At 51.6% G+C, this 26,024-nt stretch carries 24 protein-coding genes, 1 tRNA gene and 1 pseudogene; 11 read left to right on the top strand and 15 right to left on the bottom strand.

What is annotated here, in order from left to right; translation table 11 throughout:
* Nucleotides 1-348 precede the first annotated feature (348 nt).
* Nucleotides 349-1,023, bottom strand: coding sequence for a LuxR C-terminal-related transcriptional regulator (locus ACLI1L_RS07320; protein ID WP_238802222.1), 675 nt, complete (start codon nt 1,021-1,023; stop codon nt 349-351).
* Between the two features lie 219 nt (nt 1,024-1,242).
* Here ACLI1L_RS07320 and ACLI1L_RS07315 point away from each other — a divergent pair, with 219 nt between their 5' ends.
* From ACLI1L_RS07315 to ACLI1L_RS07295, 5 genes are all read left to right on the top strand, one after another.
* Entirely contained in the window at nt 1,243-1,380 is a 138-nt protein-coding gene (locus ACLI1L_RS07315) for a hypothetical protein (protein WP_238802223.1), read from the top strand.
* Between the two features lie 69 nt (nt 1,381-1,449).
* Nucleotides 1,450-2,991 (top strand): ATP-binding cassette domain-containing protein, encoded by a 1,542-nt coding sequence (locus ACLI1L_RS07310; protein ID WP_238802224.1) that lies wholly within the window; start codon nt 1,450-1,452, stop codon nt 2,989-2,991.
* Nucleotides 2,988-5,519: a protein kinase domain-containing protein gene (locus tag ACLI1L_RS07305; RefSeq protein WP_238802225.1), complete on the top strand. Its 2,532-nt coding sequence runs from the start codon at nt 2,988-2,990 to the stop codon at nt 5,517-5,519. Before ACLI1L_RS07310 ends, ACLI1L_RS07305 begins: the two co-directional genes overlap by 4 nt.
* Nucleotides 5,512-6,150: an ABC transporter ATP-binding protein gene (locus ACLI1L_RS07300; protein WP_411707239.1), complete on the top strand. Its 639-nt coding sequence runs from the start codon at nt 5,512-5,514 to the stop codon at nt 6,148-6,150. Before ACLI1L_RS07305 ends, ACLI1L_RS07300 begins: the two co-directional genes overlap by 8 nt.
* The gene (locus tag ACLI1L_RS07295; protein ID WP_238802226.1) at nt 6,147-7,904 is read left to right on the top strand and encodes an ABC transporter permease; all 1,758 of its coding nucleotides are present in this window, start codon (nt 6,147-6,149) and stop codon (nt 7,902-7,904) included. The genes ACLI1L_RS07300 and ACLI1L_RS07295 overlap by 4 nt, the downstream gene beginning before the upstream one ends.
* A gap of 116 nt (nt 7,905-8,020) precedes the next feature.
* On the opposite strand, the pseudogene ACLI1L_RS07290 reads toward ACLI1L_RS07295, so the two are convergent.
* Both ACLI1L_RS07290 and ACLI1L_RS07285 read right to left on the bottom strand, forming a co-directional pair.
* Nucleotides 8,021-9,283 (bottom strand): annotated as a pseudogene (locus ACLI1L_RS07290) (IS256 family transposase).
* A 637-nt stretch (nt 9,284-9,920) separates the two neighbouring features.
* Complete coding sequence (locus ACLI1L_RS07285; protein ID WP_238801822.1) at nt 9,921-10,304, bottom strand: hypothetical protein; 384 nt, start codon at nt 10,302-10,304, stop codon at nt 9,921-9,923.
* A 768-nt stretch (nt 10,305-11,072) separates the two neighbouring features.
* Here ACLI1L_RS07285 and ACLI1L_RS07280 point away from each other — a divergent pair.
* Nucleotides 11,073-12,146 carry an IS30 family transposase gene (locus ACLI1L_RS07280; protein ID WP_239206889.1) on the top strand — a complete coding sequence of 358 codons (1,074 nt, stop codon included), beginning with the start codon at nt 11,073-11,075 and terminating at the stop codon, nt 12,144-12,146.
* Between the two features lie 292 nt (nt 12,147-12,438).
* Here the strand turns inward: ACLI1L_RS07280 and ACLI1L_RS07275 are convergent, their stop codons facing one another.
* The 9 genes from ACLI1L_RS07275 to ACLI1L_RS07235 all read right to left on the bottom strand — a co-directional run bounded on the left by ACLI1L_RS07275 (nt 12,439) and on the right by ACLI1L_RS07235 (nt 18,532).
* Nucleotides 12,439-12,807, bottom strand: a complete 369-nt coding sequence (locus tag ACLI1L_RS07275; protein ID WP_238801823.1) for a hypothetical protein — start codon at nt 12,805-12,807, stop codon at nt 12,439-12,441.
* Nucleotides 12,797-14,359, bottom strand: a complete 1,563-nt coding sequence (locus ACLI1L_RS07270; protein ID WP_238801824.1) for a replicative DNA helicase — start codon at nt 14,357-14,359, stop codon at nt 12,797-12,799. The genes ACLI1L_RS07275 and ACLI1L_RS07270 overlap by 11 nt, the downstream gene beginning before the upstream one ends.
* A 101-nt stretch (nt 14,360-14,460) precedes the next feature.
* A complete protein-coding gene (locus tag ACLI1L_RS07265) occupies nt 14,461-15,117 on the bottom strand; it encodes a single-stranded DNA-binding protein (RefSeq protein ID WP_238801825.1) in 657 nt (218 codons plus the stop codon).
* Nucleotides 15,118-15,186: 69 nt separating this feature from the next.
* Complete coding sequence (locus ACLI1L_RS07260) at nt 15,187-15,822, bottom strand: hypothetical protein (protein WP_411707238.1); 636 nt, start codon at nt 15,820-15,822, stop codon at nt 15,187-15,189.
* A gap of 163 nt (nt 15,823-15,985) precedes the next feature.
* Nucleotides 15,986-16,342, bottom strand: coding sequence for a hypothetical protein (locus tag ACLI1L_RS07255; RefSeq protein ID WP_238801827.1), 357 nt, complete (start codon nt 16,340-16,342; stop codon nt 15,986-15,988).
* A complete protein-coding gene (locus ACLI1L_RS07250) occupies nt 16,342-17,196 on the bottom strand; it encodes a hypothetical protein (RefSeq protein ID WP_411707237.1) in 855 nt (284 codons plus the stop codon). Before ACLI1L_RS07250 ends, ACLI1L_RS07255 begins: the two co-directional genes overlap by 1 nt.
* Nucleotides 17,189-17,518, bottom strand: a complete 330-nt coding sequence (locus ACLI1L_RS07245) for a hypothetical protein (protein ID WP_411707236.1) — start codon at nt 17,516-17,518, stop codon at nt 17,189-17,191. The genes ACLI1L_RS07250 and ACLI1L_RS07245 overlap by 8 nt, the downstream gene beginning before the upstream one ends.
* A 431-nt stretch (nt 17,519-17,949) precedes the next feature.
* Entirely contained in the window at nt 17,950-18,159 is a 210-nt protein-coding gene (locus ACLI1L_RS07240) for a helix-turn-helix domain-containing protein (protein WP_238801830.1), read from the bottom strand.
* A 10-nt stretch (nt 18,160-18,169) separates the two neighbouring features.
* The gene (locus ACLI1L_RS07235) at nt 18,170-18,532 is read right to left on the bottom strand and encodes a hypothetical protein (RefSeq protein ID WP_239208572.1); all 363 of its coding nucleotides are present in this window, start codon (nt 18,530-18,532) and stop codon (nt 18,170-18,172) included.
* Between the two features lie 235 nt (nt 18,533-18,767).
* Between ACLI1L_RS07235 and ACLI1L_RS07230 the strand changes: the two genes are divergently transcribed.
* Both ACLI1L_RS07230 and ACLI1L_RS07225 read left to right on the top strand, forming a co-directional pair.
* The gene (locus tag ACLI1L_RS07230) at nt 18,768-19,187 is read left to right on the top strand and encodes a hypothetical protein (protein ID WP_238801832.1); all 420 of its coding nucleotides are present in this window, start codon (nt 18,768-18,770) and stop codon (nt 19,185-19,187) included.
* A 144-nt stretch (nt 19,188-19,331) separates the two neighbouring features.
* Nucleotides 19,332-20,291 (top strand): tyrosine-type recombinase/integrase, encoded by a 960-nt coding sequence (locus tag ACLI1L_RS07225; protein WP_411707235.1) that lies wholly within the window; start codon nt 19,332-19,334, stop codon nt 20,289-20,291.
* Nucleotides 20,292-20,419: 128 nt separating this feature from the next.
* On the opposite strand, the gene ACLI1L_RS07220 is transcribed toward ACLI1L_RS07225, so the two are convergent.
* Nucleotides 20,420-20,493, bottom strand: a tRNA-Leu gene (locus ACLI1L_RS07220).
* 149 nt (nt 20,494-20,642) lie between these two features.
* On the opposite strand from ACLI1L_RS07220, the gene polA reads away from it, so the two are divergent.
* The 3 genes from polA (at nt 20,643) to ACLI1L_RS07205 (ending at nt 24,665) form a co-directional block, all read left to right on the top strand.
* A complete protein-coding gene (polA, locus tag ACLI1L_RS07215) occupies nt 20,643-23,291 on the top strand; it encodes a DNA polymerase I (protein ID WP_411707234.1) in 2,649 nt (882 codons plus the stop codon).
* The gene (locus ACLI1L_RS07210; RefSeq protein ID WP_411707233.1) at nt 23,275-24,234 is read left to right on the top strand and encodes a DNA glycosylase AlkZ-like family protein; all 960 of its coding nucleotides are present in this window, start codon (nt 23,275-23,277) and stop codon (nt 24,232-24,234) included. Before polA ends, ACLI1L_RS07210 begins: the two co-directional genes overlap by 17 nt.
* Nucleotides 24,235-24,308: 74 nt before the next feature.
* On the top strand, nt 24,309-24,665 hold the full coding sequence (locus tag ACLI1L_RS07205; RefSeq protein WP_411707232.1) for a hypothetical protein: 357 nt from the start codon (nt 24,309-24,311) through the stop codon (nt 24,663-24,665).
* On the opposite strand, the gene ACLI1L_RS07200 is transcribed toward ACLI1L_RS07205, so the two are convergent.
* Nucleotides 24,629-25,099 carry an RDD family protein gene (locus tag ACLI1L_RS07200; protein ID WP_411707231.1) on the bottom strand — a complete coding sequence of 157 codons (471 nt, stop codon included), beginning with the start codon at nt 25,097-25,099 and terminating at the stop codon, nt 24,629-24,631. The genes ACLI1L_RS07205 and ACLI1L_RS07200 overlap by 37 nt on opposite strands.
* Nucleotides 25,100-25,108: 9 nt before the next feature.
* Nucleotides 25,109-25,840 (bottom strand): class I SAM-dependent methyltransferase, encoded by a 732-nt coding sequence (locus tag ACLI1L_RS07195; protein ID WP_411707230.1) that lies wholly within the window; start codon nt 25,838-25,840, stop codon nt 25,109-25,111.
* Nucleotides 25,841-26,024 lie beyond the last annotated feature (184 nt).

The following is a 26,024-nucleotide window of genomic DNA, read 5'->3' as shown; positions in this document are numbered from 1 at the left end:
TCTACAATTCTCAGTGCGAAGCACTTGCTCACCGACAAAGTCTGTCGTTAGTTGAGGCAAGTTCTAAGTAGTGGTGTATCTGTATGTCCGAAAAACGAATGTTTCTACAGCACGGGTCGCATCAAGATAAGTAAAGGAACCGTGAGCTGCATTGAATATTGAATTTATCAAGTAGGAAGAAGCTGGAACTAGAAAACAAGAAGTCTGGGCTCTTTCTGCTATTTTCCCCTGGTGAATCATTCGATCAGTTGGGATATTTCTGAGGCAGCCATTATTTTTCTTTTGTTTGCATCGTCTTTTATGATCTGATCTGCTAAGAACTTTGCGGCTGAATTTTCACGGTGGGCCTTAACCCGAACTTTTATTAGAAATAGACTCCGAATCGACATCATAGAAACTCTTATATATTAGCTCAGCCCTTGATACAGCTCTATAGTTCTCAAAGAGGTTAGATATATGCTTTTTTATGGAGATTTCAGAAAAGCCTAACAGCCCTGAGATCTGAAATGTAGTTTTTCCCTGTCGTACAAAATGCAGGATTCTACGGTCTGTCTTAGAAAGAGGGGTATTCTCGTTGAGCGGAAAATCTGAATAGTTGTGAAGAGTCAGTTTGATTAGTCGAGCAGTATCCTGCATAGACAAATAGCATCCGCCCTTTCGAATAATTTCTACCACCGTTTGAACTTCTGAAATCGTCTTTGGAGGGCGAATGATCGCTGACACACCGGCGGCCAGCAACGTTAAAAATGTTTTGTCTGATTCTGAGATCGTTAATGCTATGGAATAGGGCCGTATCGATGAACTGTCATTTCGGATGAAATCTAGGACCGGTAAACAGTACTTGAAAGATAATGTTGCATCGATGAAAACAGCATCGAAATGCTGGAGCTTTAAAAGTTCGATGGCTTGTGTTTCATCTCCTGAGACTGAAACATCCTCCAGGCAACTTCGCATTAAAGACAAGAGAGGCGTTAAGTGGGCAGGCGTGTTGGCGTCGGCGTCGCTTAGAATCAATACCCTCATTTAAGGCCTCCCAAAATTTTAACCGGTGTAACGTCTCAATTTTTATCTAATTAGTTGAACAACAAGCACCGCTACCGCTACATAAATTTATAATTTAATCCAAATCTATCTTTTCGTTGAGGATAATATACGAAAGTATAAGAAAGCCATTTTTCTATATCAGTCATCAAGATGCCTTGATAACTTAGATTCCTGAGAGCGAGAAGGAGGTGAATTTAGATGACCAATATTTACGAAATTCGTGAGGCTGCTAAGGGTCTCGGCGATCAGGCTAACCGTGCGGATAGCCACGTGAGCGTGACTGACTGTGCAGCTGCACGGGAAAGCCGAGCAAGCATTGCTTGGTGTGGCAACTAAAATTTGTTTGGAGTGAAGGCTCTTATTTAGAGCCCTCACTCCCTTTTTGTGAGTGAGAGAATGTTTCCAGTGCGTTCCCTTTTGGTGGCTGCAATCGCTTCAGCTATCACCTCTGTGCTGTGGATGATGCAACCATGGTTGCTTGGGCAGTTAGTTGATGGTCAAACTATCCTAAGCTTCCCAGCGTGGGTGGTTCTAGTAAGCTTAACTATTCTTTGGGCTTTGGTAAGCAAATGTGCTGAGTTTCTGAAAGGAATTGCTGAAGTTAACGGGATAGGAGCAGTCAGAATCGCTCTGTTAGAGCGGTCAAGGACTGAGGTGCAGGAAAGGGGCATCCCAGCCTGTAACGAGAATCTGGCCTCAAATATTCTTACGGATTCTAGAGAATATGTATCCGGAGTTGTGAGTATCGTCTGCTCGATTTCTTCTTCGCTAACCAGTGTAATCGTAGCTGTAGTCTTAGTTCTTCGGGTAAATAAGGCTTTGCTGTTCTTTATTGCGATTTCATTGGTAGTAGGTCTTTTGCTAACGAAGGGCGGTTTGCGGAGACTGGAGCGGTCAAATGCAAAAGCGCTGGAACTGAATGCTCAGCTTGTAAATGAAACGGCTTCCTTCGTTAGGAGTTATGAAGAGATTCGAGTTTTGGATGCTTTTGGTAGAAGAAAACTCGAAATTGATGAAACGGCGCGCAAAACGACTTCGGCTTTGCGTGGAGTGGTGCTTACCAAGTTCCTTTACTTAGCGGTTCCCTCTCTCATTTTTGCTTTGATACCTACAGTATGTGTCGCTATAGCAATGATCTTCCTCGTTCCTAGAGGGAATTTGTCAGTCGGCGAAGTGATTACCGTATTTACAGTTGCTGGAATGGTCATTTCCCCAGTGCAAGTCGTGACTGAAAGCTTGGAAAGCTATAAAAAGTCGGAGGCTGCGAAAAAAAGGATTCCAACTTTGAAGGGAAAAATATCTTTTAAATATGAAACTACCAATTCCTCGAATCCCGAAGTTCCTTTGTGCTTGAACTTTACGGGAATTGTGTGCGACGAATTTCAGGTGGATCGAAGCTATTCAGATAGGTTGCAACGGTCAGATCTGGTAATGGTTTCTGGACCGTCTGGTTGCGGCAAGACAACACTTTTACGCGTACTAGCTGGTTTAAAAACCCCTGAACGCGGGGCTGTTGAAATTTGGAATGGGCAGCAGATTGAAGAACCCAGCAACAGGTATCGAGATTTAATCGGCTATTGCCCTCAAGAACCGGGGCTTGAAACCGAAGAAGTATCGGAAGTATTAGCTGAGATCTTGGGTCTAGATACTGGTTTAGACGACTTCCTTTCCGACATATCGGACAGTTTGGCGGGAAGTTCGACTGCTCTTACAGTAGGGGAACTCTCTGGAGGGCAAAAGCGCCGGTTGGCTTTAGGAAGGCTTTTGGCATCCACTAAACCTATACTGCTTTTGGATGAGCCATTCTCGGGGCTAGATGAAAACAACTGTGTGCGTTTAGCAAAACTATTAAATTCACAACGATCCAGGATTGTAGTGCACGCTAGCCACCACACTCCACGGCAGATACAAAACACCAAAATAATAGCGATGAAGGATAGAAATTGAAGCTCAAGGGATTTGGTGTGAGCTCACACCCTTTGGTAAATGATGAGGCTAAGAGGGAGGGTAAAGAATGGAAAATTTCCGAACGCTGGAGCTTTTTAAGTGGTGACATTGCTTCTCCATGGCGCTTCTTCGGTTCCAAACCGAACAACCTTCCTCAGTGTGGATGGAAAATCCACCTTAGCGCGATTCCTACACAAGCTGAAGATGTTTTAAGCGCAGCAATTCCGATCCTCATAGATTCAGGAGTCTATTTCAAAGTTGCAGCCGATCCATCAGCATATTTTAAAAAGCTCTTGAAAACAGCATCGGTGGATGAATTTGGCAAGCTTTTGACGGCGTATCCGGTGACGCTAGAGAAGTTTGATACTGTAGTCTCTGAGCTTTATTGTGCACTCGAGGGGTTCCGCGCACCCGAAATATTATCTGATGCCCAGATAGAAAATTCTCCCGTACATTTTAGGTATGGATCATTCTTGCTCATGAAGAAGTGGTGCGAAGAAAAGCAACGCTGGCTTGAAGCACTTGAATCTTCTTCGGGAGAGGTTTATTGGCCGAGTCGATCTGGATGTTTAGAAATTCCCCGATGGGCCCCTCGGAGTGAATTCATCAATGCTGTCCTAGCTAGACGTGATAGAAACGCATTCAGAGTCCCCTTCGAGGTTGACCAAGTCCTTGGCTACAGTAGCAGGGGCTTGTCGATGAAAGCTCGTTATCAAGGCCGTGAGGTCTTTGTAAAAGAAGTTAGGAAGCTTTCGGGGTTTACTGATTGGAGTTCGGACGGAGTCTCTAGCCTTAAGCACGAAAGTAAAGTACTGGAGGAGCTGCAAGGGGTAAACGGAATTCCAAATAAAGTTGAACTGATAAATAGTGAGGCTTCTAGCTATTTGATTACTGACTACTTCAACGGAAAGTCCCTTAGAGCGTATGTCACGGAAACATGTCCACTCGCCTTGGGAACCGAGGAGGGAGTGCGTTCATACGTATTTTGGGCGAAATCTTGCATGGAAAAGGCAAGGGCGGTACTTACTAGGGCGCATGGTAATGGTTGGTGTCACGGTGACATATCACCTGATAACATTTTAGTTTCTCCAGACGGAGAGGTCATGATTGTAGATTGGGAGGCGGCGGCCCCTGCCGGAACAGGGGTACCCAAATACTGGACTCCGGGGTTCTCCATGGCGGATCCGAGGATGCGATGTTCAGATCAAAAAAAGGGATTTTGTCTCGAGGAGAACGACTTTTACGGATTGGGAAAAATCGCGCTATCACTGTTTTACCCGTCTGCGTCCCAAGTGGACTTCTCATTAGGTGAGCGAGGTGTGATTCTAGATGAGATTCAAGATTTCTATGGCAAAACGATTCGTGAATGGTTAGAGGACTTTATCGAGTTCCCCGTACCGCGGTATGCCTTTGGCCCGGTCAATGAGCTTGACCTTGCAAGTGGCATCGTCGAGTCGTGGGACAGGTATGAAGGGCATTTACAAGTCAGCGAGACTGTGCCCGTTGGAGCCGATAGCTTAGGCGAAGGTACGATATTTTCTCCCGAAGGGCTGCGGGATCTACTGTACGTGCAACTTCAGCATCAGTATGAAGACTATAGGCTCAAGAGCGAATTGTTGAGGAAAACGCAAATAGATTCTGATCCTTACAGCAGGAATGCTGTAAATGTGAGTGAACTTCGTATGGCGTTAAGTCCCTCACACGACTCGATAAATGAGTATGCTAAAAATTTGGAGCGAGAGTATCGTCCGAAGCCTGACAATGGATTCACACTTGAAAGAATGATTCGAGATCTCGTTATACTTTCCCGTGTTAAGGGTTCAGGGTCATTGTTTCAAAGTGCGACAAAATCTTTGCTCGAAGAGCTTGGTTTGAATGTATCTGAGCTGCTTCTTAGCTCTTTCGAAGATGGAAGGACTGAAGCCTCCGGTGGGCTTTTAAGCGGTTGGAGTGGAGCGGCTATGGCGCTCCTCCAATGGTGGGAAAGTGAGAAAAGCTCGAGAGCTGAAAGTTTTTTGGACCTAGCTGAAACCATGTGTGCTGAAGACTTGCTTAACTGTAAGAAATCAAAAAATGGAAGTCTGATGGTCGATGATGGGGACAGACTACTCCCGTATCTGGCAGAAGGAAGCGCTGGTGTTTTGTGGGCATTAACCGAGCTCGCAAAGAAACGCAGAATGGTTGCCACCAATGAGCAACTTTCGGGCTTAATAGAAGCCTGTTCCTCAAAGTACTTCGCCACAGCGGGTTTATTCTACGGTCGTGCAGGCTGCTATTGGTCCTTAAAGAGAGCTAATCAGGTTTTCGGCTCTCAAGTGGGAGGGCAATTACTTCGAAATCAAGAAATACTTTTGAAAAAACAATGCATGGAGATGGACGGAGCTGTTTATTGCCTTGGAGACCGCAATGAAAGGTTCACTCTTGACTTTGCATTTGGAACAGCTGGAGTGCTACACGCACTTACCAAGGAAACTTGTCAACCGGGGGATTGGATCCCTTTCCCTGAATTAGGAGTAAGGAATGCTTGAGCTTTGTAACTTAGAAATATCGTCGAAGCGAGGAAAGACACTTGCTTGTATAGACGGACACTTTTCGGAAGGAAGTGTCCACTGGATTCGAGGCAAATCGGGGGCGGGTAAAACTACTCTCCTCAAGACAATCGCTGGGCTTCAACCCCCTTTATCAGGGGAGGTAAAGCTTTGTGAAAAGAGTCTTTGGTCAATTTCGAGACGACAACGTGATGTGCTCAGGGCCCAATCTATGGGCGTGGTGTTCCAAGATGCGGGCTTGATTCCTTGTCTAACCGTAGGAGAAAATCTAGCTTTTGCACGGAGTCTTTCTGGTGTTTCATCAATCTCGAAGGACGACAGTTCTCTGCTTACGAATTTCGGGATTGCTGAGGTATCCGATTGTTTACCTAGCGAGCTCTCCGGGGGCCAGCGCCAGCGTGCAGCCGTTGCAGCAGCGCTATCTAAACAACCTCGACTTATTCTTGCAGACGAACCGACTAGCGCACTCGACGAGGAAAACGCATATAATGTCCTGAATCGCCTTGCGCAATACACTCGATCTGGTCAAGCAATTGCTTTGATAGTTTCCCACGATGAACGCGTTGCTGAGTTTGCTGACTGCAGTCTTGAAATTGGGGGTTCTCTGTGAATTATCGCTCGCTGGCATCGAAGATTCGAAAGGACACGACTGTAGAGAGTGTCCCATTTCTTTCAACCTGTTTCATTCTTACTTTTTTTATCGCCTTATTGATCTCAACTGTAGGGGCGAAGGAAGTTACTGAGTCGTTATCGATGGGCCTGATGTATTCGGCTGTCGTTTCTCTAGTCCCATTCAGTTTAGCGCTTAAGTATTGTATTAGGCACGTCATTATGGGGAGAAGAGCGCACTATAGGGCCCTTCGGCTGTTTGGATTTCCTTTGTCGAAGATTCGCTATGCGTTGGTGCGTGAAACTGTGGTTGTGATTGCATGCTTTTCCTTGGTTAATGCTTTCCTTGTGCCAATGGGTATTCAGCCGCTCTTTTCTTTAATATATTCTGGGGTTAGTATTACTTTACCTTCTGGCTTCCCCTCGCCATTCTTCGTGGCTTTCGTTACGTGGTTAGCTACGTCGATGCTGGCTATTTTTCCCCTATGGCAAGAAACGGGTTCTTTGGCTGAGTTAAGGGAGAAGCGTGTCGATGGAAGCGCAGGCCCAAGTCGTCCACAAGCTTCAGAGCTGTTTCATTATCCGCTGGGGATTATTGCTTGTGTGATAGGGATCACCATCTTTTTCCTTATACCACATGCTGCCCCAGATAGCCGCTGGCCTCTACTCTTCATCTATGGTATTCCTTTCCTGGTTAGCGCTGCCTCGGTAATTATTTATGCACTAATTCTTTACTCGATTGAGCGTATTTCGTTACGTCGTCGTGGTTGGGCCCCATTCGTGTTGGCTATTCGACTTTTGCGTTCATTCATTCCTACGACGGTTTTGCGGATGGCTTGCATTTTTGTCTTGCTCCCAATAATTCTATTTATTACGAACGATTCGGCCCTTTTTTCCGCCCGACAGGCATTGGCTGATAATGTTGACAATGTATTTGTGGCAGCTCCGGCCTCTGAGGGGACAGATGGCCTTGCGGAGGTAAGAAAGGCTTGTCGAGAGCATTCGAAGGATTGTTTGGGCGTTTTAAATTGGGTTCCTGCTATTGAAGATGCGGGACAGTTTAAGCCTTCCAGTCTGGAAGAAGGGGCTGTTTACACTCTAGTGGAGGATCGAGATGGAGCTATCGATTCTTTGGTAAAAAACAAGGACGTAGTCGGTCAAGCGCCTCGATCTCCCTTTGATCAGACTTGGATGCGGCCATGGGATCAAACCTTCAACTCTCAGTCGAATCCTGCCTGGCAAAGCGATGAGGGGGGTACGTATTCGGTTGCAATATTTTCGACCCCTCCCGACATCGGAGTTACTGAGGGGGTATCAGTTGTGAGTGCCAAGCAGTGGGCGGAAAAACTTCCTGAGCAGTTGCTTTATGGCCCAAACGGTACGGGTACTAGCGAGTTTATACCGCTATTTACTTATGTAATTGTTGGAGTAGCGGTCCTTATTTTCGGGTTGGCGTTAGCCCAGCAGGGGAGACTCATTCGGTATGCGCGAACAATTTGGGAACAGGGAGTACCAGCTACTGAAGCCTATCGCATGAGAAAATTGGCTAATTGTGTACCCTCGGCCTTCGCGGTGTTGCTTTCGCTGGGATCAGCTTGGTTCCTAAGCACGTATATGGATTCTCTAATTGCGCACAGATTGGTGGTGCATTTTCCCTCTCTTCCGTTCGGTCTAATCCTATTCTTGGTAGTGGTTATCGGCTTGGCTGCTATGGGTAGTAATTTTGTGAAGTCGCCAAAAGAAGATATTAGGTAATCGGCCGCGTTGCCGAATTCACAACTCAAGGTCATTGGGGACCATGCCTTTTTCTATTTCACCATCGCCTTTGGTTGTATAGTTAACTGTCAACCTGTTTGTGCGTGAGGTTAGGTTTATAGACATTTGTCGAAGCGGTCGGGGTAGGCCACAGCCATTTGGTTAGTGACTTGTTTCAGCCGGAAGCTCGGGCTCTTTCCTGAGTCTGCCGGCTGTCGCTGAGACTCGTTTGCCCTGCTTTGCTCTCTTTGCAGCTCGTTTGTCTTCGATGTTGCAGATCATCAACCACAGCGTCTTCAGTGCTGATTCATCGTTAGCGAACTGCACCCTATTGCGAGTAGCTTTACGCAGTTCATTGTTGAATGATTCAATCGAATTCGTCGTATAGATTACCTTCCTGGCTGCTCTGCTGGTGGGAACTGCAGAAACGGTACGAAACGCTGCCACGCATCTCGCCAGACCTTGACTGAGCGTGGATACTTTTGAGCTTGTTCAGAGACTTCAAATTCGTCTAAAGTAGTCGTGCTGTGGACTCATCTGCAGCGGTGTAGATATCGCGAAGCGTGCGAGAGACGGTTTTGCGATTCTGATAAGACGCCCATCGGTTAGCTGCGCGAATCAGGTGCACGATACAGGTTTGCACCATCGAGTTCGGCCAGGTTGCCTCGACTGCTTCAGGCAGGCCTTTAAGCCCGTCACAGCAGACGATAAAGACGTCTTTGACCCCACGGTTAGAAAGATTAGAACACACCTGCGCCCAAAATGAAGCGCCTTCTTCTTTTGGCAATCCACAATCCCAAAATGTGCTTAATTCCGTCAAGGTCCACGCCAATAGCCATATACGCAGACTTGTTGACAACCCGGCAACCATCGACGACCGCATCGGTGACGGCGGAAATCGTCTCATGGGAAATATCACCCCGCATCGCAGTTGCCATATGATGCTGGATATCCCTAATTGTCATCCCACCGGCATACAAGCTGACGAGCATTACATCAACGTCAGTCAAACACTTCAAGCCTTTAGGGACCATGGGCGGCAAGAATGTGCCGAACCGATCTCTAGGGATATCGACGGTGATTGGCCCGTAGTTAAAATCCACGGTCTATGGATACGACCCGTTATGGTGATTGTCTGTTCCAGTAGCAGCTTTAGCACTCCTGTCACCAGACTCGTAGCCAGGGTGGGCATCCATTTCAGCGTTGAGGCCTCCGGTAATCGAAGCTTGCAACATGCCCCGAACTAGGTCGTTGGCATCCGTCGTAGATGTGCCTAGGTCATCAATCAGTTTCGTGATGTCAGGGTTAGCAAGAAGCTTCTTTTCAATCGCATCAATCTTGGCCTTATCAGCCGGATCTCGTCGTGCCACAGTAGTCATTCTGGTCCATCTCCTCATGCCGGTTAGGAACCCGTACACAAACGATCAGACGCTCTCTGGTGGAACGAGATTCGGCTCCGTCAGGGCTTGGGATAGCGAACCCCAGCCGAGATGGAAACCGAATTGTGGAAGCAGAACCTGCTACAGGGAATAATGGATTTTAAGGCAAATGTCTAGGAACAAAATTCGGGGCACTTCAATCCCATCCTACCGTAGGAAAACATAGCAGTTTAAACACCAAAATGAAACAGCCAACAGGGTAAACCCCAGCTAATCCACCCGCGAGGTTGACAAGCTATATAGGAAGACCCCACTCCAAAATCGTGTAAAAACGGTTTGATCTGCGGGTAATCGCTTGAGGTGTCACTGCAAATCCGTTTGTTATTGTTCTGTGATAGGGAAAATAGAATGCTAATTACGGGTCTAGAGCTAACGGGCTTAGCATTATCCCAGTAAGTGACATTAAAATAGGTTCTTCGGCTGTGGTTCTCCATGCCACCAAGTTCGGAGTTAAAGTTATTCTGCGCCGCTCACGTGCGACTTTTTGCCGCCAGTAGTGAGAGTGTCGTAGCTGGGCTGGCGTCTTGGTATGCCGGTTTAGTTGGGTTTCACGTTCATTACTCATAGGTGCAGTATATCACTGCAATAAGCTAAGACCGCTGACTGCGAGGTCACCGGATTTGATATGGGCCAGGATCTTGTCTTCGTCAAGGTAGATTTGGTGCCCATAGCTATCGTACTTCTCGTCCGACGCCACGCTGACCATGCAGCCGATCTCATCATCGTCGTCCATGGCGAGGTACACAACCTGGCTATGACCATCAGTGTTCCTTCCGGTGGTGAGCACAGCCTGCTCAATGATGATCTCCAACTGCCATATGCGCACAGAATCGGGTACGTCATGGCCCTCTAGTGCCAGTAGATCACGGATATACCGCACTGCCACCTCTGTGAAACGCTTGGACACGGTAAGCAAATCGTCTGCGGCGTCGGTGCGGGTTTTGGCGAAGAGGTCAAACATTTTGCTCCTAGTTTTGGTCGTTGAGCGGGTCGGATGTTATGATCCCACATCCTGATCCGGAAAACAACTAAAGTTCTTATTGTGTCCGTCTATCAGTGTGATATACTGGGTCTCGTAGCAGTAATGATGACATTGCAGCATAACTCTCCAATTTGGTTTAACCCCCTAGGCCGGTGTGACCTAGGGGGTTTCTTCTATGTGCAAGCGCGCTTGATTTCTAGTGGTCGTGGAAACACCTGACATGGGTTAGGTGATTGTGTGGAGTCGAAATGGGTTCCGGATTCTGTTGTTGTGGCGCGGTTTGCGTCGTTGGTTCGGGCTGGTAGTTCAATACGGGCGGCTGCTGGGGTGGTTGGTTTAGCGCGTTCGGTGGCGTATCGGCTTGCTGGTGAGTTGGACTTGCCGCGCAAGCGCCGCAGGACTACTAGCTCGGATGACAGTCAGGAAATAGCTCGCCTGTGGCTGGAAGGTGTGGCACCGATGGATATTGCGCGCCAGCTTTCTATAGGCTCTTCTCCGGTGTACCGCATCGGTATTGAGCTTGGTTTGTGGAAGCGCAATCCATATGGCCGCAAAGCTGCGGCAACAACTGGCCGATGTAGCTATCTGCAACTGCGTGCGAATGCTTTAGGGCGCAAAGATGCAGCTTTAGCCTGTGGCATTCATCCGCGTAATGCTGCTGATATAGACAAAGGTGTCATTAAGCTTTCTACCGGGCGTGTGCCTTTTGTCCCGGCTGGCCCGGATGTGGCGCTGTATAACAGGCTTATGCAGGTAATTGAGTACGTTGATGGTCGCCAAGCAGTTCCAGTCCAGGTTATTCCGCAACAGCGTATCGATAGGCGTATTTCTTCGCGCTACTTGTCGGTAGAAGAGCGCGAGCTCATCTTTGATCTTGACCGGCAAGGCAAAGGCGTACGTGAGATAGCTCGGCGTCTTGCCCGCTCTGCTGGCACTATCAGCAAGGAGCTTAAACGCAACCGGGATGAATTTGGGGTGTATCTTCCCACGTATGCGCACCGTAAATCGGTGTTGCGTAGGTTTAGACCGAAAAAGCGCAAGATTGATGCCAATCCACGTTTGCGCACGGTGGTCTGGGCGATGGTGAAAGATAGGTACTCGCCAGAGCAGATTTCTGGGAGGTTGCGCAGCTGCTATCCCGGTGATGAGACTATGTACGTGTGTCCTGAAACGATTTATCAGTCTTTGTATTTCCAGGCTAAAGGCGAGTTGAAAAAGGAAGTCGCTGCTGCACTGCGTCGCGGTCACGCCCAACGTCGACCTCGTGGCACGCGCAGTGCCCGCAAGCGGTTTGTTGACCCTATGGTGATGATTTCCGACCGCCCAGCAGAAGTAGACGACCGGGCAGTACCAGGTCATTGGGAAGGCGACCTCATTCTAGGCGCGGGTAATAAGTCCGCAATTGGAACGCTAGTAGAGCGAACCACGCGCTATGTCATCTTGCTGCATTTACCGAATGGGCATAGTGCTACCGAAGTAAATGAAGCACTTACAAAAGCGATTGCTACCTTGCCAGATCATCTCAAAGGATCACTTACCTGGGATCAGGGAAGTGAAATGGCCTGCCATAAGGCCTTTTCTGTAGCTACAAACTGTCCCGTGTTTTTCTGCGATCCTGGTTCGCCGTGGCAGCGAGGCACCAATGAAAACACCAATGGACTACTAAGACAGTACTTCCCTAAAGGGACAGACCTCAACGTCCATAGTGCAGCGGACCTAGAATTCGTCGCCATGCAACTCAACCGCCGACCCCGCAAAACCCTGGGCTTTCAAACACCAGCCGAGAAAATGGCCGCACTGATAAACTCAACCGAAACATAGGAAGTGTTTCCACGACCACTAGAATCTGCCGCGTCTACATTGCCAGGGCCCGAATTCCTTGAATCACATCTTCTTCACGGGGCTGCATGATTGCTGCCATAAAAATTTGTCGACTAAACTCGCTCACAAAACGATCACCCGCACGCACTGCAAACGGGTTTCTCCTCCGGTCAGCATGCGGGTCTGTGACCCACGGATCGTCATAATAATGTGCCTCTGGAGCTGACCCCAGCCAGCCCGGCATCCAGTCGAGGCCGTACTCATATGCACTGCTCAGGAAGGACCTTAGTCCCTAGTTTTTGTAGAGGTCCCTGTGCTCATACCTGTACGACCTGGCTTCCACCGGAAGATTCTTATTGCACAAAGGATTCTCCGCCAGAATAGCCGACTTCTCAAAGACCTCTGGCTTCTCCCGAAATGTTGGGACGACCATGACCGTTGTAACATCCACTGCCCACGGTTCCTGCGTTTTTCGAGCCGCCCAGTGATGGTGCCACCTATCGCGGCCTCCGTCGCCCTGTATCGTGACCCCTATGTACAGTAAATCTCCCGCGGAGTCGTAGTAGCGGTACAGCCACCCGGTGTGCTGGTCTGCGAGAATACTGGGCACGGGGCTGGTGCAAATGTAAGGCTTACCAGGCCTGATGTTGCTACTGCTCATCAAGATCAGCCTCCACAGCCTCCAGCTTCTCTCCGCCCTCTAGCCACTGCAGCTGCTGCGGTCCGAATTTGTCGAGAATCTTCTGTCGAGCTGCTTCTTTAGCCTCATCGTCAGCAGCACCGAGCCACAACTCCCGGCCCTCAGCCCACTGGTCGACTAGGTCTTCGTCGATGTTTTGTCCGGGGAATCCGCCAACACCGAAACGGCTGTACCCAAGCTGTGCGTCGACCGTGACCTCGCCTTCCACACCGCCGCGGTTTTTGCCCACTTTGATGTGGAGGGACGAATCACTGTCTTCTGGGTCTCGTGAACGCCAGCACAGCAAGGCGACGTTGGCGTCTTGCTCCAGGGATGCTGAGCCGCGGAAACCGAAGATGCTGGGAGTCCCGGCTTTGTTGGTGTCTCGGTTCATCTGTGAGAGCAAAATCACAACAATGCCCAGGCTTCTGGCGAGTTTTTTGAGCTCACGCGTCACGCGGCTGAGAGTCTCTAGCTCCGTGAGTCGTGACCCTCCGGCTACTGGGACCAACCCGGCATAATCCACAATGATGTATTTTATGCCTTCTTTGCGCTGGTAGATGCGGCTCACAGCCATGACCTGCTCCAAGGTGAGCGTTTCGTCGAAAATCCAGAACGGCTGCTGGCCCAGTTTATCGGCGACAGCCTTTGCGCCTTTGCGTTCCTGCATGCTGAGCTGCTTTTTTCGGAGCTTGGAGTACGGAATATTGCCCGTCGCGGAGATCATTTTTTCCGTGAGCTCTGTGACTCCCATCTCATACGAGAAGAAGCATCCGGGGACGTCACGAGCAGCATTTCGTCGAAGGAAGTCCAGAGCAAGGGTCGTCTTACCGGCACCCGGCGCGGCACCAATCACGACTAAATTCCCTGGCTGTAGGCCACCGAAAAACAACTCGTCCAGTGGGGGAATGTGGAATTTAAGTCCAGGTGTGTCGTCCTCGTATGCCTCTGACCACGCGTCCATGGCCTGCGAGGCGGTGTATCCGGATTTTTGTTGGTCGCCCTCTGTTTCTTCAATGTCGGATAGCAGTGAGGCTAGGGTGTCATCGACTTCTCTGGTGGGGTCTAGCAAATCCTCGCGTGCCTGTTCGATCGTTTTTGCGTAGCGCCGTCTTTTGCCCTCGGTGGCTACGATGTCGCAGAGTGTCTGTAGTGTGCCGAGGCCCGCGGCTTGTGTGGCGTAGTCTCGTAGGTGGGCGGGTAGGTGCGGGTGGACGTCACCATAGAGACGAACAACCTGGTCTTCTACGATTTCCGGGCTCGGAGTTACGCCTTCTGTGTGCAGTTTTTGTATGGCGGTGTAGATGTGGCGGTGCAAACCGGGGCTGAGCATCCACGGTTCGAGTTCTTCGACGATGGTGTCGAGTGCATCAGGTGTGGTAAGTGCGGCTCCGAGTAGGCGCGTTTCTGCGGTGGTGGTGCTGCTGGTTTCTGGGCCGGATTTTTTTAGGACGGTGGTGGCGTATAGGGAATCGGAGGTGGTGCCGAAAATGTCTGGGGTGGGGTTGTCCCATGTGTCGTAGAAGTCTTCCATTTTAATTCTCCAATTCAATGTTGCATTTTTAATGCAGGTGTCATATGATGGAGCCGTAGCCAAGGTTGTGTGGTGTGACTAGCTACGACTCCAAAACTCAATTAAGCCCAGGGGTTCTTCTCAGGTTCTGATGTTTCCTTCCTGTCGCTAGGATCCTGCTCCTTCTGGGCCTGATCCCACGGATCGTTATCATGTGGTGTAGATCTCTCCGGTGGTGTGGACGGATCAATGCTGGTGGCGGTCTTCGGGTCGCCAGTAGTGGTGTACAGAGACTCCGAAGTTGCGGTTGTGGTGGCCTCAGACTTAGGGCGAGTCTCAACTGCAGGCAGGGGTTTCCCCTGCTCTTTGGACGCCTTGACCATGGCTGCATTCACGACACTGACCCCAGGGTTTTTCAAGCTCACGCTGATGTCGTCAGCATTTACGGTGATAGAAGTGCGTGGTGTGCGGTACTGATCACGCACTTTCTCGTCCGTCCATTGGTCAAAATGCCAGCTACCGGACACGGTCACAAGATCGCCTTTACGCAGTGCGGACACAACGTTTTGTGCCCAGTTTCCGCGAGCAAAAGCTGTGACTGCGACACTAGCCGTCTCCTCCCACGACGTGATAGCCCCGGCTGAGTCCTTGACTGGGCGGTTTTCGGTGTAGAAAAAGGTGACTTTGGCGAGCGGGCGGTCGTCGTCCTTTTTAGGTGTGATCAGCTCCGGATCTTTAATCAGGAATCCTGTAAACGAGCTTGCTTGACGATTAGACATGGTGTGAATTCTCCTCACAAATAAATGGTGGTGGTGAAAAATGTGGTGTTCTTGGTGGTGATTATAGCGTCACTGTGACAAAATCTGAGCTCCAATCAGGTCGAACATCTCACGGTCGTCTCGGTCATGTGGATCGACCCAAAACCCGTCATTCTTCTCCGCATACCCCTGTGCATAATATGCATCCGGTGGTGCGAGGTCGAGCCCGGCGCGGTGGGGGAGTGAGGACCAGGCAGGTTTCCATTCCCCGTCCTCCCAAACGTCCACGGCGGTGATGGTGGCTCGGTGTCGATAGGCCTGCATTGGAAAATCTGTTCGATTGGTATCGACTGGGATCGCCAGGCTTAGTGGTCTCACCATCTGCTGCCATGTGGGGGCCTCTCCGCACGGGTAGTGGTGATCGTAGAAACCGCGCTTTGGGCTGATCAGACCCCGTGTAGCATTGCAGCCCAGGAACGCTGGGATTGTCGGCATGAGGTCTTCCTCCCACACATCGTCGAGGTACAGTCGCACGGGGCGTAGCAGGCATTTTTTCTGGATGATCCAGAGGCGTTTCTGCAGGTCCTCGTCGTTTTCGAAAAGCAGGAGTCCGGTCATCCACTGGCCTGAATCCAGCCGGATATGCCACTCCGCGGTTCGGTACTTGTCCCCGGCTGTGTGTTCAAAATCCCAGGGTGCGGTGCATTTTCCGGCGTTGAGTGCCATGGCGTAGAAACCTTGGCCTTCGACAACGTGTTTGCGTGCCATACGCAGCTGAGACGCTGTTAGCATAGTCTATTCTCCATTCTGATTGATTTGACCCCCTTGTCTGGTACCCATGTCCACAAGAGTCCTGAAACTCCGTCAGGCGGGACGCTGGGGGTTGATTTTAGACTCTATATCCGAGTTGCTCGGACTTACGATCCTTATGCCACTTGAGTAACTCCTGCCTCCGCGGATACTTTGGGTCCCTCAAAAAACTCGAAACCTTTTCCCGCACGTCACCAAAACGAGGTGCCTTACCGTGACCTGTACCCTCCACCACCAGGGCCTTCAAAGCCTCCTGCCATGCCCACACCGGGTTCGTATCACGCCACACAGCCTCCACCAAAGCCTCGCGCTGCAGCTTCTCCGCAGGACCATCGCCCTCGGGAAGAATTTGCCTGCCCCACTGGGTCTCAATAACCTGCGCAATAAGGGCCACTAGCAGCTCAGACTCTTCCTTGCTTTTCTTAAATTTCGACATTAGTCTTCCTTTCCTGCCTGACGACGAATCGCCCGCTCGATACCGGCCATAAGATCAACCATTTCCTGATCCTTAGCCTCCTTTTTCTTAGCCTTGACCAGCTCTTTCTCCCACTGACCTGTTTTCAAAACACGTTCCAAGCCAGGCCGGAATTTCTCATCACCCTCGAAGTTCTCGGCCACTGCAGCCACGCCTTTCGCGATTTTCTCTGGGTCGTTACCCTCGCTGACCAGCTGAGAATAAATCTCTTTGCAGGTAGAGAGCTTGCCAATGCGGGGATAATCCGATAGGGAGTCCCATGCGGTGTGAAAATTCTCGTCGGAGGTGGTGTCAGGTCGAGAGGATTCCGAAGTTCCAGAATTTTCAGAAGACGAAGAAGAAGACTGGTCTTTATTAGTCTTTAACTTAGTCTTATAGTCCTTATATACATGCACAGAATTTGACCCCATTTGCGCGCAATTTTTGACCGTAGGTGCGTGCAAATTTTGATCGTAGTTACGGTCAGAATCTGTGCGTACAAAATCTGCACGTTCAGAATCTGCACGCATCCACTTATCAGGATCAGCCTCCACCGTGTATACGGAGATGTACGCATGACCGGATTTCCCACCAGAATGCGCGTACCGAATGACCCCCTTTTTTCTCATGGCATTAGCGTAGCTGCGAACAGTATTGCGGCTGACCTGCAGCGCATTAGCAATATCGTCGTGACTAGCACTAGCCCCAGAGGGGAGGCTGGTTAAGTACAGGAAAACTGCTTTTTCACCGGGGGTCAAGAATCCATCCTGGGCCACAGAGTTGTGGATTTTTACGTAGTTACCTGCTGGAACGTCCTTTACGATTACCTTAGCCACGGTGGGCACCGCCCTTCTTGGCCTGAGCTTCGTGATACTCAGCGATCGGGTACATAGGCCTGCCTGCGTCTTCGTCGTCCTGCACGTACGGGTACAGAGCTCGCCCCAGGGCCTTGATTGCGGTCTCCTCACGTTCGAACATTCTTGTCAATGTGTTCGATTGGGTGACGGATTTTTGACGAAACTCGCGGGCGTGAGTCAGTGCGTCTTGCAGACACTCATGCATCTGGTGGCGCATAAACGGCGTGACGGCCTTGAAAACGTCGTCAATTGTGTCGAATTGTGGGATTGGTGTGGCGTTCGGGTCTGGAATATCACTCAACCGAGTGAATTTTATAGGTGTAGACATTATGATCCTTCCTATGTGGTGTGGTGTGATTTAGAAGATGGGGGTGCCGAAGCTATCGACCAGGGGCTGGAAGGCGGCGGCGTCGCCTCGTGCCTCTAGTTCTCCAAGCTCGTCAACCATGCTGACGGTGGTAGGCACGGCCCCGACCAATTTTGATTTTGGAGACTGCGGCCAGCTGATGGGCCTGAGACCTAGTTGTTCCTTGAAAACCTTCTCTAGCTGGTTCTTCCAGCCGGGTTTTCCCATTTTGATCCGCGGATACACTTTGACGTGTACCTGCAGGACGAGGCCCGGATTTAGCGTTAGGCCTGTGATGCAGTTGTGGTAGTCATAGTGGAGCTGCACGGGGCGGAGGCCGACTTTCTGGGCCCTGGCCCTCCACGCCCTGGCGTCTGACTCGATCGTCATGCTGCGTCCCCCAAGGGTGTGATCCACTCGTCTACTGCGTGCGGTTCTACGAGGATGATTTTCCCAGCTTCGAAGGCCGGGAGTTTTCCTTCTCGTACTGCGCGGCGGATGGTGGTGGTGGAGATTCCGGTGGCGGCGGAGATCTGGGCTGTGGTGAGCAAAACTGAATCTGGGTATTTTTGCTGCATTAGCTGTGATACTGCCATTGTTTTTCCTTTACTTTTGTCCCGGCAGGACCTCGGCTTGGAGCATATCCAGGAACGGGTTCTGGAGCTGCGGGGCGGGATCGTCCTGCGGGTCGGAGTCTTCTTCGTCCTCGTCCTGGGTGTCGATGTGGTGCTCCTCGACCATGGCCCAGTAAGCGTCGAAGCCGGTGTCCTCGTCGGCGTACTTGTCTTTCATGCGGAAGCCCTCTTTCACAATCCAGCGATCTCCGTCGCGGTCGTCTGTGACGCACTCCCATTCGTAGGCCTCTGCGACGATTGCGTCCACGTCGTATTCGTCTGCCCATTCTCCGAGGCCCTCGCGGGTGGACCCTGCGATTTCTTCAAGAGATCCGTAGTAGGTGGTGTTGCTCATTTTCCTTTTCCTTTCTGAGCAGTGGTGGATGTGTGGTGTACCGATTCTGGAATGTTTCCTTCCTGATCGGTATGACTCCATAGTACCAAATATTTGTCGTAGTGCAATACCAGAATCACAAAATGTTGACCTTTATTTTTCAGTATGTGTACACTCAATTAATGTGTCGCCCGGTAAGGGTTGATTTTTACACAAATAAAGTATCGCCATATGTGAGGAGTATCACAAATAACTCATGGAAAAACACGTCGGAAACTCACGCCGTCTGGTAAACGGAAGCCGCGAGGTCACGCTGTTACACATCAGACAATTCTGTTACCCCTATCGAGCTGTTACCCAAGAAGATATAGCTTCTGACCTGCACATATCCAGGGCACAGCTCATTAATCGACTCCGCTCAGGGTTCACTGCGGGAGAGGTCATTGAGCTTGCAGAGGTGACCGAGTCGGACCCGGTATCACACCTTGTGTCTTTTGGCTTTATTACAGAAGAGCAGGTCAGCGGGTATGCTAAGAGGAAACTTACCCCCGAACAGGGGGTAGATATTCGTCTGGCCGATGCCTACGCCTCAAAAATCACTACCGTCGCGGTGAAACTCTCCAATGTTTTGCGTGGCTTGGACCCCGACGCTGACCATTTTGACGAACCGTTCTAAGGGCGACAATTGGCTTCTATCAGCGAATACAAAACCAAAAATGGACTCCGGTACCGCGTGTTGTGGCGTGATCCGGAGACTCAGAAACAGCGTACAAAGCGGGGTTTTTCTAGCGCACGATCCGCACAAGTGTGGGCCGCGAAAATGCTTGTTGACCAGGTGGAAGGCTCGTGGGTGGACCCGCAGAGGGGCAGGACTCCTATGTCTACCATCATTGCTGCGTGGCACGAGGCCAAGTCCTTATCTTGGGCTGAGTCTTCTGCTCGTAGCAACGGCACGTACATCCGACACCGGATCACCCCGCGGTGGGGGAACTCGGCTGTGGGGAAAATCAGCAGGTCAGGTGTGCAGGAGTGGGTGAATTCCCTGTATGCGGAGGACGGGTTATCCGGAAAAACTGTACGGATTATTTATGGATTATTTTCCGCGATCCTGGAGTACGCCGTTCAAGAAGGGTATATCCCCAAATCACCCTGCCAGGGGATTGTGCTGCCCAAGAAAAACCCTCCCCGAAAAGTGTATTTGACCGTTTCCCAGGTTAAACGGCTCGCTGACGAGTGTTCTCGGCACGGGGATGCGGTTCGAGTATTAGCCACCACAGGGCTGCGTTTCGGTGAGCTGGCTGGCCTTACCCCTGAGGACGTCAGCTTTAATACTCGCAGGCTGGTTGTCCGGCGTTCTGCCACTACCGTGGGTGGGAAAATCGTCGTCGGTCCACCAAAAACACGCAAAACCCGTACTGTGGCGTTTTCTGATGTGGTGGCCGACGATCTTAGGGCACGTGTAGCAGCTGTGGGACCAGGGGAGTATCTTTTCCACAGCCCTGGAGACCCGACTACTCCCATGCGTCTTCCGAGCTCAGGATCATGGTTCACGGAGGCTGTGGCGCGTCTACAGGCCGAAGACCCGTCGTTCCCACACATCACCCCACATGGACTCCGGCACACCGCGGCGTCTCTACTGATTAGTGCGGGGGCAACCGTTTTGGTGGTGAGCCGTCAGTTGGGGCACGAGGACGCGGCTATGACACTAAATACTTATGCTGACCTCTTTGACGATGATTTAGGGTCTGTGTCTGCGAAAATGTCTGATTTGTGGGCCTGATTCCGTGACAACATCTGACAACATTTTCTGATCGCAATGATCGTTATGATCGCAATGACTGCTGTTTCGTAACAAGAAAAAACAACCCTCTACCAGGAGGTTCCCGGTCAGAGGGTTGTTACGAAAAGTGCCCCTGGTGAGACTCGAACTCACACTGGACGGGTTTTGAATCCGTTGCCTCTGCCAATTGGGCTACAGGGGCGCACAGTGCCAAGGCTTGCTGCCTGTGACTGTGAAAATAGTAGCGCAGGGACTAGGGGAATTCCTAATTGGGTAGGGGAAGCGGGGGAAGGCCCACGTCATCCAATAAATGTGCACCGGGGCGTTCGTATGTCGGCTCGCTTCTCTAGGATGGGGCAGGTGACTACTAAACAGCCTCGACTTCTGCTCATTGACGGCCACTCTATGGCCTTTCGTGCCTTCTACGCCCTGCCGGTGGATAACTTTTCTACCTCGGGCGGCCAGCACACCAATGCCGTATATGGCTTTCTATCGATGCTTTCCAATATCGTGGCGGAGGAGAAGCCCGATGCCATCGCGGTGGCATTCGATGTAGGGCGAAAGACCTTCCGCACCGAAATGTTCCCGGACTACAAGGCGCAGCGTGAAGCCGCGCCGGAGGAATTTAAGGGCCAGGTTGACATCATCCGCGAGGTGCTCGAGGTGCTGGGGATTACCACCCTCTCCCGCGAGAACTTCGAAGCCGACGACATCCTCGCCACGCTGGCGACCGAGGCACAGGCTTATGAGACCCTCATCGTCACCGGTGACCGTGACTACCTGCAATTGGTAAACGAATCTACGACGGTGCTCTATCCCATGAAGGGCGTATCCACTCTCCACCGCTTTACGCCCGCCGCGGTGGAGGAGAAGTATGGTCTCACGCCTGCGCAGTACCCAGATTTCGCTGCCCTGCGCGGCGATCCGTCCGATAATTTGCCGGGTATTCCCAAGGTGGGCGAGAAGACGGCGACTAAGTGGATTGTTAAATACGGGGACTTGGCATCACTGGTTGAGCACGCCGAAGAAATCAAGGGCGTGGTGGGCAATAACTTCCGCGAGCGCATCGATCAGGTGCAGATGAATCGCAAGCTCACCCAAATGATCACGGATATGGACCTAGAGGTTGGCCCTGACGATCTGGCTTTCCAGGAGGCGAAGGTTGCGGACGTTGCCGCTAAGTTCGATGACCTCGAATTTGGCACCAACCTGCGTGATCGCGTCCTGGCTGCCATTCCCAATGACGGCGCTGAGGCAGCGGAGCAGACCGAGGAAATCCAAGAGTTAGAGACAGTCATCGACGATGAGCCATTGTCCCAGTGGCTGCCTGGTCGAGAGCATGTTGCGGTCTATGTCCAAGGCGAGGGAAACCCTGGACAGGGTGATGCATCGGCGATTGCCTTCGTAGACCAGGAACGCCACGGGCTGCAAGTGGAGTTGGGCGACCTTTCTGCCGCGGACGATAAGGCCCTAGCGCAGTGGCTGGCCTCCGATGCGCCGAAGTATTTCCACGAGGCGAAGGCGGCCTTCCATATGCTTGCCGGTCGGGGTATTGAGCTAGCCGGCATTGCCCACGACACGGCCATTGCCGCCTACCTGCTGCGGCCCGGTCAACGCACTTACGCGCTTGCCGACGTCTACCAACGCCACCTCCAAAAGACCCTCGGCGCCGCCACGGAGCAGCTTTCCCTGCTGGATGATTCCACCTTGGTGGATCAAGCCGCAGCCATTATGGAATTGGCGGAAAGGCTCACTGCAGAGCTCCAAGAGATTGATTCTTTCGAACTTTATACCGACTTGGAGCTGCCTCTGGTAACCATTTTGGCGCGCATGGAAGCTACCGGCATTGCGGTTGACGTGGACATTCTCGAAACGCAGAAGGATGCCTTCGTAGAGCAGGTCGCCGAACAAGAGCGTGCCGCCCGTGAGCTTGCCGGTGACGATAAGCTCAACCTCAACTCACCCAAGCAGCTACAAACCGTACTCTTTGAGACTTTTGATCTGCCCAAGACCAAGAAGACAAAGACCGGCTATTCCACTGCGGCCAAGGAGATTGAACAACTCGCGGTTAAGAATCCCCACCCGTTCTTAGACCACCTTTTGGCTCACCGTGAGTACCAAAAGATGAAAACCACCCTCGAAGGTCTAATCAAGACCGTGCAGCCGGACGGTCGCATCCACACCACGTTTAATCAGACAGTGACGTCGACTGGTCGCTTGTCCTCGACGGAGCCAAATCTGCAGAATATCCCGGTGCGCACCGAAGCTGGGCGACAGATTCGCTCCGCGTTTATCGTAGGCGAGGGCTACGAAGAACTCATGACCGCGGACTATTCGCAGATTGAGATGCGTGTGATGGCACACCTCTCGGCAGATCCCGGGCTTATCGAGGCCTATAAGGACGGCGAAGACCTGCATAACTACGTCGGCTCCCGAGTCTTCGATGTCCCCGTCGACCAAGTCACGCCGGAGCTGCGCCGCCGCGTTAAAGCAATGTCTTATGGTTTGGTCTATGGCCTGTCCGCATTCGGCCTATCCCAGCAATTGGGTATCCCGGCTGGGGAAGCGAAGTCCATCATGGAAAGCTACTTCGAGCGTTTTGGCGGGGTAAAGAAATACCTCGATGAAGTTGTGGTCCAGGCGCGTAAGGATGGGTATACAGCCACCCTCTTCGGCCGCCGCCGCTACTTGCCAGAGCTCAACTCCGATAACCGCCTAGCGCGCGAGAACGCAGAGCGAGCCGCATTAAATGCACCGATTCAAGGTACCGCGGCAGACATTATCAAGGTGGCAATGATTCGCGTGGACCGCGCATTGCAGGGCATGAAGTCCCGCGTGCTGCTACAGGTCCACGATGAATTGGTAGTCGAGGTCGCTCCTGGAGAGGCAGACAAGGTCCGTGACATTCTCGAACGAGAGATGGACTCTGCCATCGAGCTCAACGTCCCGTTGGAAGTCTCGGCTGGTGCCGGCAAGGATTGGGATGCCGCAGCCCACTAGCTCGGTTACTTTCTCCCGCCGAGAAAAGGCGCGCCTTAGGCTTGCCTCGCAAGGCTTAACCGTTCAGCGGTGGGAGAGCGCGGAGGAGGTGGCCCGTGCTTTCGGTGTTATGCAAGGCCAGGACCTGCACTCCGTGCGCCGATCGCTGGCCTTGCGGGCGCAAGATCACTCAGATGCCGAAAATATTGTGCGTGGGTATCCCATGCGGCATACGCTTTTTGCGGCTTCTATCAAGGACATAGGCTGGATAACTGAACTCTGTGCTAAACGGCGCAAGGGCGACGCAGAGTTGCTGGCAGCGGTTAACAAGCTCATTGATCGTCCGCTTTCCCGTGTCGAGCTTAAGGAGCGGGCTACCACAACGTTGCCCGAGGTGCCCTTCTGGCATGTTGTGCGTGTAGCCATGGAAAGCGGTCACGCCGTTTACTCCGGAGCTGATCAGCTGATTACACCGGTCGATTTGCCGGGGTTAGAGGAGATTTACAACGGCGACAAAGTCGCCGCTACCACAGAGTTGATGACTCGGTATTTTCGCACTCATGGCCCAGCCACGTTGGGGGACTTTGCGTGGTGGACAAAGCTACCGCAAAGCCTGATAAGGCCAGCAGCTGACAGCCTTCCGCCGGACATTGTGCGCTGTGGAGAAGAATCCCAGGACCTTGTTTCGGCTGAGATAATGGAAATGGCCGAAGCGCTAAAGAAGCAATCGGTATTGCTGCTGGGGGCATTTGACGAGTACATCTTGGGTTATCCAGACCGTCTATTTGCGATGACGAAGGAAGTCCACGAGGCACTCGTTCCTGGAAACCGCGGGGTATTTCGCCGCGCCATCGTGGTGGATGGACAGGTCCGCGGAACCTGGAATAAACAAGCTATTGAAGACTTGGGCATGCCCGACTATGCAGTACGGAAGGTTCAGAAGTTATGGCGGGATGCGAACTAAGTTTTTAGGTAGCCTCTTCTGTGCAGAAAAGTTATGAGTGTAAGCCGAAAAGCCAAGAAGGGAATTGCCGAGCAGTGACGTTAGAAGACAAGACGAATAAGTGGACACTCCGCTTTTTTGAGAGCCTCTGGGCCATTCAAGTGAATTATGTTGCAGCCGATATTAATGACCTCGGGCTAGCCCAATTCCTTGAAGAGCATAAGGCCTATGGAATTTCGTACGTGGTTTTTGCCGGGTCTTACTTTTCGATGGCCATGATGATAGGGCGCGTGGCGCCAAACCCTAAGATAAGGAGATTAACGGCCGCTGGGGTGATGGTCGTTTCCACGGCGCTTGCGTTCCTCTTTCCATCCGCGTGGATGTTTGCTGCGTTGGTTATTTTCGCACTTGCTTATTACCTCTGGCCACGAAAAGAAGGCGTGTCTATCTGAGGTCGGCGCTCCACTAGGCAATTGGCCAGCATGTCGAAGGGGGTTTGGCCAAAAGCGAGCATGCTTATGCTGAGAATCGCTAAAAGTAGCGGCATGACTCCGGGCCAGCCTGTCAGCGTCAGCATTGTTAGCAATAACCAGGAATTGCGCAGGCAAGCGGTGAAGAATCCCGGGTGGGTAGCAATGATTTCTAGCTGTAGGGACCATTTACCAAGCGAGGTGGATTTCGTGGCTTCCACCCATACCCGATAGACATAAAAGACCACGGCGGCGGCAATGGCATTATAGAGTTCTAAGGTCTCTCCTGTGAGTGGATGGTCGGCTACCGTATTCACTACCCATAGCACCACCATGACGATGGCAGCGGCTAGGAAACTATCAATCCACCAGGCAATGCCACGTCGTATCAATAAGCCAATCCGGTCCAAAACCATGTCCATAGGTTAGCGGGAATTGCGGCAGACGAAAATAATCGTGCCGGGAAAGATTTCGCCGCGCTTCGGAGACCATTGGCCCCAGGTGGTGCTAAGGTCTTGCGGCCACTCGGGTTCAATGATGTCCTCGATAAGGAACGGGCCTTTGCCCTGCAAGGCCTGGAACCAGTCGGCGATGGTGCGATGGAACTCAGCATACGTGAGGTTGCCATCGCGGTCTTGCTCCAGATAGGCGCGGTCGAAATAGCTAATATCAGCCGTTAAATCGGCAGGATCATCGGGGAAGATCCAGCGCATGGGATGGGTGGCTGAGAGGACGAAACGACCGGCTGGTTTAAGGACCCGGGAGACCTCCTGTAGAGCTAAGTCGAGATTAGCGAGGAAGGGAAAAGCGCCGAACGCAGAGAAAGCAGCGTCGAAGGATTCTGTGGCATAGGGGAGCGACAGCGCATCGGCTTGCGTCAAAGGAAGTGCACCAGCAGCGTGGTTGAGCATGCCGCGAGAGATATCGAAGCCAGTGGCAAAGCGGGCACGCGTTTGGAGCCACTCGGTGCACGGTGCGGACCCGCAGCCAATTTCTAGGACGGAAGAATCCGAGACGTCGCCAAGCAGGTGCACTTGGTCCTCATGGAGCATCTCTGGGCACCAATAGAAGGAAGAAAGATAGTCGGGGTGCTCGGCATGGTAGCTAGCGGCGTCGCCATCCCAGTAGGCCTGATTTGCTTGTGATGGGGAAATCACGGTGGGGGAAGGACTCCTTGGAGAAAAAGTTACGTCTTGTATTTGCCCTTTAAGCTGGACAGATGTAGGGTTGAACGGGCGTGTCTATGCCACGGGTTGTTCTAAGCCGTTGTAGGAAGGCTTTAAGCAATCACGAGGCGGGATCGAATACTTTTCTTTTGCTGCTTTGGGCAGCTTAGCAAGC

Source organism: Corynebacterium sp. LaCa117, assembly GCF_046717765.1.
Classification (GTDB): domain Bacteria; phylum Actinomycetota; class Actinomycetes; order Mycobacteriales; family Mycobacteriaceae; genus Corynebacterium; species Corynebacterium kefirresidentii.
The sequence above is the reverse complement of the archived record's forward strand: the minus strand, read 5'-3'. Positions and strand labels throughout refer to the sequence as shown.

Excerpts from the sequence above, each read along its gene's own strand:
- ACLI1L_RS07320 (WP_238802222.1), bottom strand. The coding sequence starts at position 1,023 with ATGAGGGTATTGATTCTAAGCGACGCCGACGCCAACACGCCTGCCCAC.
- ACLI1L_RS07315 (WP_238802223.1), top strand. The coding sequence starts at position 1,243 with ATGACCAATATTTACGAAATTCGTGAGGCTGCTAAGGGTCTCGGCGAT.
- ACLI1L_RS07300 (WP_411707239.1), top strand. The coding sequence starts at position 5,512 with ATGCTTGAGCTTTGTAACTTAGAAATATCGTCGAAGCGAGGAAAGACA.
- ACLI1L_RS07285 (WP_238801822.1), bottom strand. The coding sequence starts at position 10,304 with ATGTTTGACCTCTTCGCCAAAACCCGCACCGACGCCGCAGACGATTTG.
- ACLI1L_RS07280 (WP_239206889.1), top strand. The coding sequence starts at position 11,073 with ATGCAGGTAATTGAGTACGTTGATGGTCGCCAAGCAGTTCCAGTCCAG.
- ACLI1L_RS07275 (WP_238801823.1), bottom strand. The coding sequence starts at position 12,807 with ATGAGCAGTAGCAACATCAGGCCTGGTAAGCCTTACATTTGCACCAGC.
- ACLI1L_RS07270 (WP_238801824.1), bottom strand. The coding sequence starts at position 14,359 with ATGGAAGACTTCTACGACACATGGGACAACCCCACCCCAGACATTTTC.
- ACLI1L_RS07265 (WP_238801825.1), bottom strand. The coding sequence starts at position 15,117 with ATGTCTAATCGTCAAGCAAGCTCGTTTACAGGATTCCTGATTAAAGAT.
- ACLI1L_RS07260 (WP_411707238.1), bottom strand. The coding sequence starts at position 15,822 with ATGGCACTCAACGCCGGAAAATGCACCGCACCCTGGGATTTTGAACAC.
- ACLI1L_RS07255 (WP_238801827.1), bottom strand. The coding sequence starts at position 16,342 with ATGTCGAAATTTAAGAAAAGCAAGGAAGAGTCTGAGCTGCTAGTGGCC.
- ACLI1L_RS07240 (WP_238801830.1), bottom strand. The coding sequence starts at position 18,159 with ATGGCAGTATCACAGCTAATGCAGCAAAAATACCCAGATTCAGTTTTG.
- ACLI1L_RS07235 (WP_239208572.1), bottom strand. The coding sequence starts at position 18,532 with ATGAGCAACACCACCTACTACGGATCTCTTGAAGAAATCGCAGGGTCC.
- ACLI1L_RS07230 (WP_238801832.1), top strand. The coding sequence starts at position 18,768 with ATGGAAAAACACGTCGGAAACTCACGCCGTCTGGTAAACGGAAGCCGC.
- ACLI1L_RS07225 (WP_411707235.1), top strand. The coding sequence starts at position 19,332 with ATGCTTGTTGACCAGGTGGAAGGCTCGTGGGTGGACCCGCAGAGGGGC.
- polA (WP_411707234.1), top strand. The coding sequence starts at position 20,643 with ATGGGGCAGGTGACTACTAAACAGCCTCGACTTCTGCTCATTGACGGC.
- ACLI1L_RS07210 (WP_411707233.1), top strand. The coding sequence starts at position 23,275 with ATGCCGCAGCCCACTAGCTCGGTTACTTTCTCCCGCCGAGAAAAGGCG.
- ACLI1L_RS07200 (WP_411707231.1), bottom strand. The coding sequence starts at position 25,099 with ATGGTTTTGGACCGGATTGGCTTATTGATACGACGTGGCATTGCCTGG.